A 12,119-nucleotide genomic window follows, 5' to 3' on the forward strand; every position below is an offset into this window, starting at 1 on the left:
TACCGGGTGGGATATTCCGGTGGAGTAGGGGAGTGCTTACATTCGCGAACGCCTACCGGCGCGAATGGCGTTGCGCTCCAATGCGGCCGACGCATTGACCACGCTGTCGCCGAAGCGTTCGAGCACGAGAGTCTGGGTCGCGGCGAGATGGATCCGAGCGAGTCGTTCCGCCTCGTCGGCGCGGCCTGCGGCGATCTCCCCGAGTATCCGTTGGTGGGCGCGCACGGCTTCGTTCGCGTCCTCTTCGGCCGGGTACTCGCCGCGTCGGGTCAGGGCCTCTGCCCAGGCCTCCTCCTGCGCGGACCACAGGGCGACGTAACTGCTCACGGCGTACCGGATCGTCACATTGGGTGTGAAGGAGACGACGAGATCGTGGAATTCGCGCGCTGTCTGGGTGAACGCGACGCCGTCTCCGACAACCTCCGCGGAACTCTCGATGGAAGCCTCGAGGACGGGTACGACCACTTCGAGTCGATCCTCACGCCGCGCGCACTCGGCCGCGCACATCGGCTCGAGCATCTGCAGGCCGGCCGCGAGGTCGCGCAGGGTGACGCGGGCGCCCTGGAGCGAGAGTCCGAGGTGGTAGGCGGCGGAGAACTCGTCAGGGCGATGGACTTCGGCGCCGCCGACGTTGCCCCGGCGTACGGTGACGAGTCCTTCGGTTTCCAGGATGCGAAGTGCTTCCCGGATCGAGGGGTAACTGACGCCGAAGTCCTTGACCAGCTGGTCCTGTGTCGGCAGACGGTAGTTGTCGTCGGACAGGATGTGGTCGCGCAATTCCGCGGCAACGGTCTCGGCGATGCGGCGTTGGGGCACCCGGCCGCGCCGCGGGGTCGTCACGAAAAGCGCCTTCCATACATGGAACGTCAGTCTAGCGACAGGCCGTCTTTTCTACCAAGTATTGCGAGGTTAATTCTCTTAAGCATTGCTATCCTTGTTAGGATTGTCGTAATGTCCGGGCATGGACTTCACGATGGGTGGGGCGGCCCCGGAACTCCGGAGTGAGCTGCGCCGGCTGGTACACGAGCACGTCCCCTCGCACTTTCTCGGCGCGTTCACGGACGACCCTGCCGATCTCGAAGCGGCACAGGCGTTCTGCCGGCTCCTCGCCGACCGTGGCCTGCTGTGCATGACGTGGCCCGAGGAATTCGGCGGTCGTGGAGCGTCGATCTGGGAGCAGACGGTGGTCCGCGAAGAGATGTGGGCGCACCACGAGCCCAGGGGCGCACAGTATATGGGCGTGAACTGGGTGGGACCGACGATAATGCGTCACGGGACAGCAGACCAGCAGAGCACCCATCTGCCGCCCATCGCGCGGGGCGAGGCAATCTGGTGCCAAGGGTTCAGTGAACCGGGATCCGGATCGGATCTCGCCTCGTTGCGGACCGCTGCGCGCCGTGACGGCGACGGGTGGCTCATCTCAGGCCAGAAGATCTGGACCTCCTACGCCACGATGGCGCAGTGGTGTTTCCTGCTGGCGCGAACCTCGACCGGCGCGCGGAAGCAGCAGGGCCTCACCGTGTTCCTCGTGCCGATGTCAGATCCTGCCATCGAGGTCCGGCCCATCCGCGCCATGCTCGGGCCCCATCACCTCAACGAAGTGTTCTTCGACAACCTCCGTGTCACCGACGCCGATGTTCTCGGCACGGTGGACGAGGGCTGGAAAGTGGTGCAGGAAGTGCTCGCCTACGAACGGGTGGGCATCGCCCGGTACGCCCGATGCGAGCGTCTCCTGCAGGCGGCGCCGTCGGTCCTCGGCGACCGGTGGGACGATGTGCCGGACGAACTGAAAGCACGCTGGGCCAGGATGCTCACCCATTGCCGTCGTGCCCGGCTACTCGCCTACCGGGTGGTGTCGCTGCAAAGCGGCGGCGACGTGCAACCGGGCGACGCGGCGGCATATCGGATCGCCGTGACCACCCTCGATCAGGACAGCGCCGAGGTGCTCACCGAGATAGCCGCCTACGCCACACCGCCCGACGACGATGCGAACGGATTCGACGACGACACCGCCAAGTGGTTCCGGCGCGCGGTCGAAGATCACTGGCGGTATTCACAAGCAGCCACCGTGGCATCGGGAAGCATCGAGATGCAGCGGATCCTGCTGGCCCGAACCCTTCTGGCGGCATCATGAACACGGACCTGAGCACGGAAGCAACAGACTACGGACGCGAAGTGGTCCGAGCACTGGAAGCGGCCGGAGGTGACGACCTCACTCTGGCAGTCGAAAACGACCCCGACCGTCGCCGAACGACCGTGGCACCACTGCTCGGTGAGCTGGGTGCGTGGGACCTCGATCCGCGTGGCAACGCCGACGAACTCGAGGCATCCGCCGCCCTGTGCCGCAGCGTGGGCTACTGGGCGGTGCCCTACCCGGTTGCGGAACGGTTGGCGCGCCCGGCCGATCTCGACGTCGACGGACTGCTCGTCGTCGCGGACTCCGACCCCAAGGCGCCCGTCGGATGTCTCGATCTACGGTGGGCTGCAGTCTCGCTGGACGGCCGGCGCAGTATCGCGGTGGCCAGGCCCCCGAGCACCCCGCCGAGAACCTCGGCATTCGTCGCGCAACTCGACCTCCAGCCGGTCGACGACAACGGTGCGAGCGACCTCGCGCTCGCACTGACCCTGCCGTGCTGGACGCTGCTCGGAATGCTCGACCGGGCAATGGCGTTGACGCGCTCGCACGTGCTCCTTCGTGAACAATTCGGCGCGCCGCTCGCCACGCTTCAAGGTGTGCAGTTCCAGCTCACCGAGGCGGAAGTCGAACGCACCGGACTGGACGTACTCGCGAAATACACACTGTGGAGCATCCAGGCCGGCAACGCCGAAGCGCTCGACGATGCGCTCGCACTGCGCCTGGCGGCCGTCGAAGCTGCACAGACGGTGTTTCGCGTCGCGCACCAGTTGCACGGCGCGAGCGGGTTCTGCGACGAGACGACGCTGTCCTGGATCTCGCGGTACAGCTTGCCGATACGGCGCATCCCGTGGGGACCGTCCGGGACGCTCGACGCGTTGACCCGCCGGATCGGCCGGCGTGGACTGACGGGATTGTTCGGTGACGCTCACGAGAAGGCGATGCGATGAACTACGAATTCCCGGGCGCGCTGACCGTGACCTGCGACGGGCCGATCCGCATCGTCGAAATCAACCGACCCGACGAACTCAACGCCGTCGACAAGACTCTGCACCGGGCACTGGCGACCGTGTGGCGGCAACTGGCGGCCGACACCGATGCCGCGGTGGTGATCCTCACCGGAGCCGGCCGCGCCTTCAGTGCGGGTGGTGACCTGGACTGGATCACGTCGTTCCTCGACGATCCGGTCGGGCGCGACGAGAGCATCCGCGAGGGCGCCGAGATCATCGACGAGATGTTGCGCTTCCCGCTCCCCGTGATCGCCGCGGTCAACGGTCCGGCCGTCGGCCTCGGCTGCAGCGTCGCGGTGCTCTGCGACGTCGTCCTCATGTCGGAGAAGGCATACCTGGCCGATCCCCACGTGGCAGTCGGTCTTGTCGCGGGGGACGGTGGCGCCGCCTTCTGGCCGTTGCTCACCCCGATCATGCGGTCCCGGGAGTATCTCTATACCGGAGACAAGATCACGGCGAGCACGGCGGTCGAACTCGGCCTCGCCACCCGCGTCACCGCACCCGAGGATCTGTTGCCCGAGGCGCACCGCCTCGCCGCCCGGCTCGCCGCGCAACCCGCGCAGGCATTGCGGGCTACGAAGCGAGTGGTCAACATGTACCTGTCCCAAGCGCTCGGCGGTCCGATGCAGGCCGGTTTCGCGGCCGAGGTCGCGACCATGCAGTCCGCCGAGCATCGGGACCGGCTGACCGCGCTCCGGAAGAACGCGTCGAGACAGAAGGAGCCGACGCGATGAAGGCTGCGGCCCCTACGCTCGCGGAATTCCGGGCCACGGTCCGCGACTGGTGTCGCGACCACGTTCCGCCCGACTGGCGCCGTGCGCAGACCGGAGTGCCGGACGACGAGTTCGTGCGATTCCAGAAGGAGTGGTTCCGGACCCTGCGCGGCCCAGGATTCGCTGTGCCGCACTGGCCGAAGGAATGGGGCGGCGGGATGCCGGTCGCCCAGCAGGTCGTGCTGTATCAGGAGCTGGCCGCACACGACGCGCCTCGTCTGGTCCTGCCCTTCGTATCGATCCATCACGCCGCATCGACGCTGCTGGCGGCGGGCACCGACGCGCAGCGGGAGCGCCACCTGCCCGCGATCCTCGACGGAGAGATCTGGTGCCAGGGGTTTTCGGAACCCGGCGCCGGATCGGATATGGCTGCGCTCACGACGAGCGCACGCAAGGACGGCGATACGTACGTCGTCAACGGGCAGAAGCTGTGGGCGAGCGGTGCGATGCACGCCGATCGGTGCCTCCTGCTCGCCCGCACCGATCCCGGCGCCCCGCAGCGCCGCGGCATTTCGTACTTCCTGATGGATATGCGCACACCGGGAATAGAGGTACGGCCCATCCGGCAGGCGACCGGAGAATCGCACTTCTGTGAGATCTTTCTCGACGACGTGATACTGCCGGCGACCGACCTCGTCGGTCCCGAGAACGAAGGCTGGCGGGTCGCACAGGAGACTCTCGGGGCCGAACGCGGGATGACCATGCTCGAACTCGCGGAGCGGCTGGGCAACGGCGGATTCCGGTGGCTCGTCGAGTTGTGCGCCCGACCGGGTCCGCTCGGGACGACGCCACTCGACGATCCTCTGGTCGCCGACCGACTCGCCCAGTTCGAGATCGAACTCACCGGACTGCGAGCGCTGTGTGCCGAGTTCGTCGCGGATGATCGGCCCGGCCCGGCCGATGCGTCGATCGTCAAGCTCTATTACAGCGAATTGCTCCAGCGCATGACCGATTTCGGCACCGAGATCGCCGGTCTCTCGGCCCACACGCAGCTTCGCAAGCCGTCGTCGAGCGGGTGGGAATCCGGTGCGTGGGTTCTGGATTTCATCGGGTCGTGGGAATGGACGATCCCGGGCGGAACCAGCGAAATCCAGCGCACCATCATCGGGGAACGCGGCCTCGGCCTGCCCTACGAACCGAGAGGCAACCGATGACGGAGTCGCTCACCGACCTTTCCGAGTTCCACGACGACGTGCGCGCGGTCGCCCGAGACATCCTCGGCCGATCGGGAAGCGAAACTGCGCCGGAGTGGGAATCGATCGCCGGCTCCGGTTGGCTGGGATTCGAGGCGCCGGGGGAGTTCGACGGTGCCGACGCGTCTTTCGCGGAAGTGGCGGTGGTCCTCCGCGAGATCGGTCGTGCCGCCGCCCCCGGCGGGTACCCGGCGGTCGCAGTACTGGCGATGGGGGCGCTCGGTCTGCTCGAGCCGTCCGCGAATCGTGACCGGATGCTTCGCGACACCGTCGCGGGGACCTCTGTTCCGGTTTTCGCCGCAGCAGGTGAGCCCACGGGTCGGGTGCCTTTCCGTCTCGCGTACGTGCCGGGCGGCGCAGTTCTCGACGGCACGGCACCCTTCGTTCTCGGGGCGCCGGGAGCGGACCGGATTCTCGTGCCCGCCGAGGAACCCGACGGGACGGTCGTGGTCGTCGACGTGGATCGGCGAACTCCCGGGCTGATGGTCACCGAGCAACCGGTGATCGACGCTTCCCGCAGTTTCGGTTCCGTCCTGGCGGCAGAGTTACGCGTTCCCTCCGAGTCGGTGTGGCGATTCCGCGGCGACCCCCTGGAGGCGATCGGGCACCTTCACGACCGGGCCGCGGTGGCGGTGGCATGCGACAGCCTGGGTCTGAGCGAGGCGATGCTCGAGGCCACGGTCGCCTACGCCGGCACGCGGGAACAGTTCGGCCGCAAGATCGGTTCCTTCCAGGCCGTCAAGCACGCGTGCGCCGACATGCTCGTTCAGGTGACAGTCGCGCGCAGGCTCGTCGACGCGGCCGTGCGCGGCATCGCGGGCAGGGACGCGGACGCGTCGGTCGCGGCATCGATGGCGAAGTCCTATGCCTGTGCCGGAGCAGTCGAGATTGCCGGTAAGGCAATGCAATTGCACGGCGGTATGGGATACACCTGGGAGAGCGGTATCCACGTGTACCTCAAGCGGGCGACGCTCAACCGTTCGCTGTTCGGCTCACCTGCGCTGCATCGCGCGCGTGTGGCGGAACGGTACCGGGCCGGAACCCGATGACATCGAGGAGTGTTGGTGGTCGCCGAGCGTCCACCTCTCACCGCTGAGGTACACGAAGCATCGCGCACGCGATGTCGAGGACTTCGGTTTCGAATGTCGTCAGGTCCGGTGTGGCGCCCGAGTCCCCGGCGCGCTCCCAGGTGGCGAACGAGCCGATGACGAAGCGCACCATCAACCCCACCCGGCGTCGGGCGTCGCCATCGGGGAGGTCGAGTCTTTCTGCGATCCGGGTCAGAAGAGCAGTCAGCACGTCGAGTGACTCATCGCTGGGGTAGTAGTCGGCTCCGGCGTCGTCCGGCGCGGGAACGGTAAGAAATTCGAGCGGTGCGGCAGCGAGCCACTGCTCGTTGAAACGCGCCCAGTAGCTCGGGTTCCCACGAGCGACCTCTGTGGCGATCGGGTGGACGTACGCGTAGACGAGGCGCTCTAGTGTGGGTGGCGCGTCGCGTTCGGCGACTTCCACGAGCGTGGCGCGTTCGATGTTGACCCGCGGCGCATGCCGGCTCCAGACCGCGTCGAGCAGTCCGTGCCACGATCCGAAGTGGTAGGTAATCGCGGAGTTGTTCCGCTGACCCGCGGCTTTGGTGAGTTCGCGCGCGGACGTCCCGTGAATCCCCTTGAGGGCGACCAGTTTCTCCGCCGCGTCCAGAAGAGCGAGGCGACCTGTTGACACTGCCATTCACCTACTGTACTAAGAAGCTCACCTGAAATATTAATACGTTCTTCTTAGGGAGCTCCATGAACGACTCCTCCACCCGTTCCGTCCTCGGGGCCTTCGTGCTCGCCTCGATGCTGGGCCTCGCGGGGTGCGCGAACGGCGAATCCGCGGAAGGAGGTGAGGTCTCGCCCGGATCGTTGGTCACCCACCGGCCGCTGGCCACCGCTGCGGCGCTGCCGAGCGCGGTACGCACCGAGTTGATCACCTACGTGTCCGAGGGCGCCGCCGGACAGCCGGTCCTGGTGTCCGGCACTGTCGCGATCCCGCGAGGCGATGCTCCGGAAGGCGGATGGCCGGTTGTCAGCTGGGCACACGGCACGACGGGGATCGGTGACGCGTGCGCTCCGTCGGCCGACACGGCCGGCGGACCCGCACACAGTTATGTCTCGAGAGCGGGTGCGATGCTCGATCGCTGGGTCGCCGACGGCTACGTCGTAGTCCAGACCGATTACGAAGGGCTCGGTACGCCCGGCGAGCATCCCTACATGAACGGCGAGAGCGCAAGGAATTCGGTCGTCGACATCGTGCGTGCGGCACGGGAACTCGATGCCGGCGTCGGAAGTCGGTGGACCGTGATGGGGCACAGTCAAGGTGGGCACGCCGCCTTGTACACGGCTGCCGGTGGCCTCGACCGCGCTCCGGAACTCGAACTGCAATCGGCAGTGGTGCTCGCACCCGGGAGTAGGACCAGCGACGTCGCGGGATTCTTCGTGTCCGGCGGCCCGGGGATCGAGCAGGCCTTGAGTTTCCTGCCGGTCCTTCTGCTGGGTGCCGAGGCGGCCGATCCGACCCTGTCGGCCGATGCGATGCTCACCGACACGGCGCGACCGTTGCTCGCCGCTGCCCGCACCGGGTGCATGGACGATGTGCGTGCTGTGGCTGACACGGTTCCCGTGGACAACCTGTTCGCGCCGGACGCCGAGTTGAGCCGTATCGGGGAGTACTACGCGACCCAGGAACTCGAGTCACTCACCCCGGTCGTGCCGACACTGGTCGTGCAGGGCACCGCGGATGTCCTCGTCTCCCGGGCCGCCACCGACCGGATCACGGAAGTGTTGTGCAGCAACGGTGCCGCACTGACCTACAGCGTCTACGACGGCGCCGACCATCGCGGTGTGCTGGAGGAATCGCTACCGGAGGTGAAGGCTTTCGTCGATCGGGCGCGGACCGGAAACGTTCCGGAGCCGACCTGCGGCTGACACCCTCAACTTTGGTAGCTTTCTGCCCGCTCAGCGGGCAGAAAGCTACCAAAGTTCCGTCACCCGAGACGCGCGACAGCCAGGTCCCGGATCTCGTTCGACTTGATTTTCGCGCTACCCGTCAAGCTGATCTCGTCCTCGTCGAAGAACAGCACTTCGCGCGGAACCTTGTAGCTCGCGAGTCGCTCCCGCAGGTACGACCGGATCCCGTCGACATCGAGGTCCGCGCCGGAGTGCGCCACGATGCACGAGACGACGACCTCGCCGAGCGTGTCGTGCGGAACGCCGACGGTGCGGGCGACCTTCACCCCGGGATGCGCGACGAGTGCCTCGTCCACCTCGAGCGGTGACACATTCGCGCCGCCGGTCTTGATGATGTCGGTGAGCCGGCCTTCCCAGAACAACCGGCCCGCCTCGTCGAGGTAGCCGCCGTCTCCGGTGTGGAAGAACCCGTGCTCGTCGACGGTCTCACTGAGAGGTGTGCCGACGTATCCGAGCATCAGCGTGGGGCTCTTGACGCAGATTTCACCCCGCTCGCCGCGTGGCAGAACTGCACCGGTCAGTGGTTCGACAATCTCGATCGTCACGCCGGGCAGTGGTTCACCGCTGCTGCCGGCCGCGACCTCGGGCGGGGTGTTGGCGGGGTAACACGCGCTGATGGTGAACGTTTCGGTGTTGCCGTACGCGTGCCCCGGCTCGTACCACTCGGCGGTCACCGTGGGGTGCCGCGCGACGGGGGTGTTGAAGTCGACGTAGAGCAGACTGCTCAGATCGGCATTGTCCCAGTTGGGTGCGCCCACGAGTTGGGCCCACTGGTGCGGCCAGGCGAACGGGAAGTTCACCTGCTCCCGCTCGATGAGGTCGAGTGCTTCCACGGGATCGAACGTCGGTTGCAGCACCAGGCAGCCGCCGCTGGCGAGGGTGTTGCCCAACGCCATCGCGAAGTTTCCGGACCAGAAGTAGCCGTTGGCCGTCCAGCATCGGATGTTGTGTTCCGGTGCGAATCGGTACATGCGCCGGAAGCGCCACATCTGGATACTCACGCCGCGGTGGGCACTGAGAATCCCCTTCGGCTTGCTCGTCGAACCGGAGGAGAAGAACAGCACGGCGACGTCACTGGGCCGCACAGCCGCCGCGGAGGCTTCCACCAGTGCGCGCGGCTGTGCCTCACCGTGGGCGAGGAATTCCTCCCACGACGGAAGCGACGCGACTCCGTCGGGGGAGCCGACCATGGCGACGTACCGCAGGAACGGGTACTTCGCCGACTGCACCACGCCGGACGTCGTGGTGCCGATCTGCGGTTCCAGACCGGCCAGGGCAGCGGCGAAATCCGTTTTGAGCACGGTGCGCTCGAACAACAGCACCGACACTCCCGACGTCTCGAGCATGTAGTCGAGTTCGGCCGGGGTCGAGAAGGTGCTCAACGTGACGGCGACGCCTCCCGCGAGGGAGGTGCCGAACACCGCCGCGATCCATTCGGGCCGGTTCGTCATCAACACACCGACGCGGCCGTCCTTGGTGAGTCCGACGCCGCGCAGTGCCCGTGCCACCTCGATGGCGCGTTCCCACAGGTCGGCATAGGTCCAGCGTGTGGTGCCGTCCGCGTCGTGCATCACGAGGGCTTCCCGGTCGCTGTACAACTCTGTCACTTCGCCCAGGAAACCGGGCAGGGTGAGGGCACCCAGACCGGGCTCTTCGCTGAGCGGAGGTCCCGACACGATCGAAACGGACTCCACCACTTCCGTGTTCGTCCCAGTGCTCATGATGATTCCCTTGTCTGCGGTGCCGTCAGAGCGGCAGCTCGACCTCGGCGGTGGAGGAGACGAGGACGTTGCCGTCCTGATTGGTCAGGCGCAGCTTGATCTGGACGAGAGGGACACCCCACGTGGTGTCGGTCTCCTTGCCGACGACCTCGGCGTCGAAGTACGTGACATCGCCCTCGAAGGCCGGCCCGCGGAAGTCCGACTTGATGTGGCGCACCATGCCTTCGTGCCCGGCCCAGTTGGCCAAGAAGTCGGTACACCACGCACCCATCGTCGCGCCGTAGCCGTAGGCCCGGGCCATGCCGACCTCGCCGGCCTTCTCGGCGTCGATGTGCCCGCGCGACGGGCCCACGTACAAGCCGTCCCGCTTGCGCGGGTCGATCATGGCGCCTTCTTCGTCGAAGCCGAATCCTTCGACCCAGCCCGGATCCTGGTTGATCCACGGATCCTCGACGCCCTCCGGTGCCACCCATTCGAACGTGCCCCAGATGTTGAAGAGGAACGCCCGGTATTCCGTGGTGAAGGTGGAGATGCTGTGCGGTCCGATCACGCGGCGGGGGAGGGTGTCGCCGACCTTGACCTCGTCGAAGTGCGGGGACGTGCCCGCCCAGTTGGACAACAGCCATTCGTGGCGCAGGGCCTCGATCTCCAGAAGTTCCTCGTTGGTCCACTTCTTGATCTCGCCGAGCTGATTCTCGTACATGCCACGCTTGGTGGCTTCGGCGGAGAGATAGCGGATCGCGGTGGAACGTTCACGGGCGACCAGGGCGCCGTGCTGATTGGTGTGCGTGGTGTCGCCACGCGAGAACATCGTGGGGCCCGCGAATTTTGTTTCCGTGACCTTGTAGTCGTGGAAGCGGCGATCCTGGAAGAGCTTGTCGCCGGGGCGGACCGGGACTCCGTAGAACCACCATTCCTCGCCGCCGAAGATCAGGTGGCTGTTCGGGATGTAGCCGACACACGCGGGTGCGGCGCCGTGCCCGAAGTCGAGAGCCACCGCGATGGACTGGGGCGCGACCAGGCCTCCGAACTTGGATTCGCGCGCGAACGTCTCGTTCCAGTGCAGGGGATTGGGATTGTCCATCGCCATGGCCCAACGCCGAATGTCGGACGTGCTGCACGGATCCCAGAGTTGCCCACCGCCGACCGGCTTGCCGACGCGGTGTTCCACGTCGGACAGGTCCAGTTCCACGGTTTCCGGCGCTGAGGACTTCTTGCTCATCTGTACTCCCCGATTATCGATTGACGTCGACGACGATGCGCCCGCGCACCGTGCCGTCCATGAGGTGGTCCGCCGCGGTGATCGCTTCTTTCAGCGACACTTCCCGGGCGATGGCGTCGAGTGCGGTCGCGTCGAGATCGCGGGACAGGCGAGCCCACGCGGTGACGCGCCGCTCGCGTGGCGCCATCACGCTGTCGATTCCGAGCAGGGACACGCCGCGCAGGATGAACGGCGCGACCGAGGCCGGGAAATCCATGCCCTGTGCCAGTCCGCAGGCGGCCACGGCACCGCCGTAGCGTGTCTGCGCACACGCGTTCGCGAGTGTATGGCTGCCGGCTGTATCGACGACGCCTGCCCAGCGCTCCTTCTGCATCGGCTTGCCCGGTCCGGACAGGTCCGCGCGGTCGACGACGGTGGACGCACCGAGCTGCTGGAGGTAGTCGGCTTCGGACGTCTTTCCCGTCGCGGCCGCCACGGTGAATCCGGCCTTGGTGAGCAGAGCGATCGCGACGCTGCCGACACCGCCTGTCGCGCCGGTGACGAGAATTTCGCCTTGATCCGGGGTGATACCGAAGTTCAGGAGAGCCTCCACGCACAGGCTCGCCGTGTAACCGGCGGTGCCGATTGCCATCGCTTGCCGGGCCGTGAATTCGTCGGGCAGGGGGACGAGCCAGTCTCCGCGGAGTCGCGCCCGCTGAGCCAGTCCGCCCCAATGGGTTTCGCCGACCCCCCAGCCGTTGAGGACGACCCGGTCTCCCGGCGACCAGTCTGCATGGGCGCTATCGGTGACGACGCCCGCAAGGTCGATTCCGGGGACCATCGGGAACTTGCGCACCACCGGGGATTTGCCGGTGATCGCCAGTGCGTCCTTGAAATTCAGTGTGGAGTATTCCACGTCGATGGTGACGTCGCCGTCGGGGAGATCGCTGTCCTCGAGGTTCTTCAGGGTTACCGTCTGGCCGGCGTCGCCCTTTTCGATCACTAGTGCCGAAAACATCTGTAGAGACTTCCTTCCTTGGGACGCCCGAGGTGCGTTCGGACGTTGCACTCCGACCGCA

At 66.6% G+C, this 12,119-nt stretch carries 11 protein-coding genes; 6 read left to right on the forward strand and 5 right to left on the reverse strand.

The genetic code is table 11. The features are described from left to right. Positions 1-36 precede the first annotated feature (36 nt). Positions 37-840 (reverse strand): FadR/GntR family transcriptional regulator, encoded by an 804-nt coding sequence (locus tag ACLQ3J_RS01045; RefSeq protein WP_296550850.1) that lies wholly within the window; start codon positions 838-840, stop codon positions 37-39. 121 nt (positions 841-961) lie between these two features. On the opposite strand from ACLQ3J_RS01045, the gene ACLQ3J_RS01050 reads away from it, so the two are divergent. Genes ACLQ3J_RS01050 through ACLQ3J_RS01070 form a run of 5 tightly spaced genes read left to right on the forward strand, consistent with a single transcriptional unit; the run spans position 962 to position 6,159 of the window. Then, positions 962-2,134, forward strand: a complete 1,173-nt coding sequence (locus ACLQ3J_RS01050; protein ID WP_296550851.1) for an acyl-CoA dehydrogenase family protein — start codon at positions 962-964, stop codon at positions 2,132-2,134. Then, positions 2,131-3,084 (forward strand): acyl-CoA dehydrogenase family protein, encoded by a 954-nt coding sequence (locus tag ACLQ3J_RS01055; RefSeq protein ID WP_296550852.1) that lies wholly within the window; start codon positions 2,131-2,133, stop codon positions 3,082-3,084. The genes ACLQ3J_RS01050 and ACLQ3J_RS01055 overlap by 4 nt, the downstream gene beginning before the upstream one ends. Then, on the forward strand, positions 3,081-3,878 hold the full coding sequence (locus ACLQ3J_RS01060) for an enoyl-CoA hydratase/isomerase family protein (RefSeq protein ID WP_296550853.1): 798 nt from the start codon (positions 3,081-3,083) through the stop codon (positions 3,876-3,878). Before ACLQ3J_RS01055 ends, ACLQ3J_RS01060 begins: the two co-directional genes overlap by 4 nt. Then, a complete protein-coding gene (locus tag ACLQ3J_RS01065) occupies positions 3,875-5,071 on the forward strand; it encodes an acyl-CoA dehydrogenase family protein (protein ID WP_425901939.1) in 1,197 nt (398 codons plus the stop codon). The genes ACLQ3J_RS01060 and ACLQ3J_RS01065 overlap by 4 nt, the downstream gene beginning before the upstream one ends. Beyond that, on the forward strand, positions 5,068-6,159 hold the full coding sequence (locus ACLQ3J_RS01070) for an acyl-CoA dehydrogenase family protein (RefSeq protein WP_296550855.1): 1,092 nt from the start codon (positions 5,068-5,070) through the stop codon (positions 6,157-6,159). The genes ACLQ3J_RS01065 and ACLQ3J_RS01070 overlap by 4 nt, the downstream gene beginning before the upstream one ends. A gap of 37 nt (positions 6,160-6,196) precedes the next feature. Here ACLQ3J_RS01070 and ACLQ3J_RS01075 read toward each other — a convergent pair whose 3' ends face one another. Beyond that, positions 6,197-6,838 (reverse strand): TetR/AcrR family transcriptional regulator, encoded by a 642-nt coding sequence (locus tag ACLQ3J_RS01075; RefSeq protein WP_425901941.1) that lies wholly within the window; start codon positions 6,836-6,838, stop codon positions 6,197-6,199. Positions 6,839-6,897: 59 nt separating this feature from the next. Here ACLQ3J_RS01075 and ACLQ3J_RS01080 point away from each other — a divergent pair, with 59 nt between their 5' ends. Further along, positions 6,898-8,076 (forward strand): lipase family protein, encoded by a 1,179-nt coding sequence (locus ACLQ3J_RS01080; protein WP_425901942.1) that lies wholly within the window; start codon positions 6,898-6,900, stop codon positions 8,074-8,076. A 59-nt stretch (positions 8,077-8,135) separates the two neighbouring features. Here the strand turns inward: ACLQ3J_RS01080 and ACLQ3J_RS01085 are convergent, their stop codons facing one another. From ACLQ3J_RS01085 to ACLQ3J_RS01095, 3 genes are read right to left on the reverse strand one after another with little or no spacing between them, the layout of a single operon-like run. Next, positions 8,136-9,839, reverse strand: coding sequence for a class I adenylate-forming enzyme family protein (locus ACLQ3J_RS01085; protein ID WP_425901944.1), 1,704 nt, complete (start codon positions 9,837-9,839; stop codon positions 8,136-8,138). Between the two features lie 25 nt (positions 9,840-9,864). Continuing rightward, positions 9,865-11,061, reverse strand: a complete 1,197-nt coding sequence (locus ACLQ3J_RS01090; protein WP_425901946.1) for an FAS1-like dehydratase domain-containing protein — start codon at positions 11,059-11,061, stop codon at positions 9,865-9,867. A 13-nt stretch (positions 11,062-11,074) separates the two neighbouring features. Beyond that, positions 11,075-12,058, reverse strand: coding sequence for an MDR family oxidoreductase (locus tag ACLQ3J_RS01095; protein WP_425901948.1), 984 nt, complete (start codon positions 12,056-12,058; stop codon positions 11,075-11,077). Between the last annotated feature and the right edge of the window lie 61 nt (positions 12,059-12,119).

Origin of the sequence: Rhodococcus sp. DT1, from assembly GCF_049844875.1 — a bacterium.
In the GTDB taxonomy this organism is placed as follows: domain Bacteria; phylum Actinomycetota; class Actinomycetes; order Mycobacteriales; family Mycobacteriaceae; genus Rhodococcus.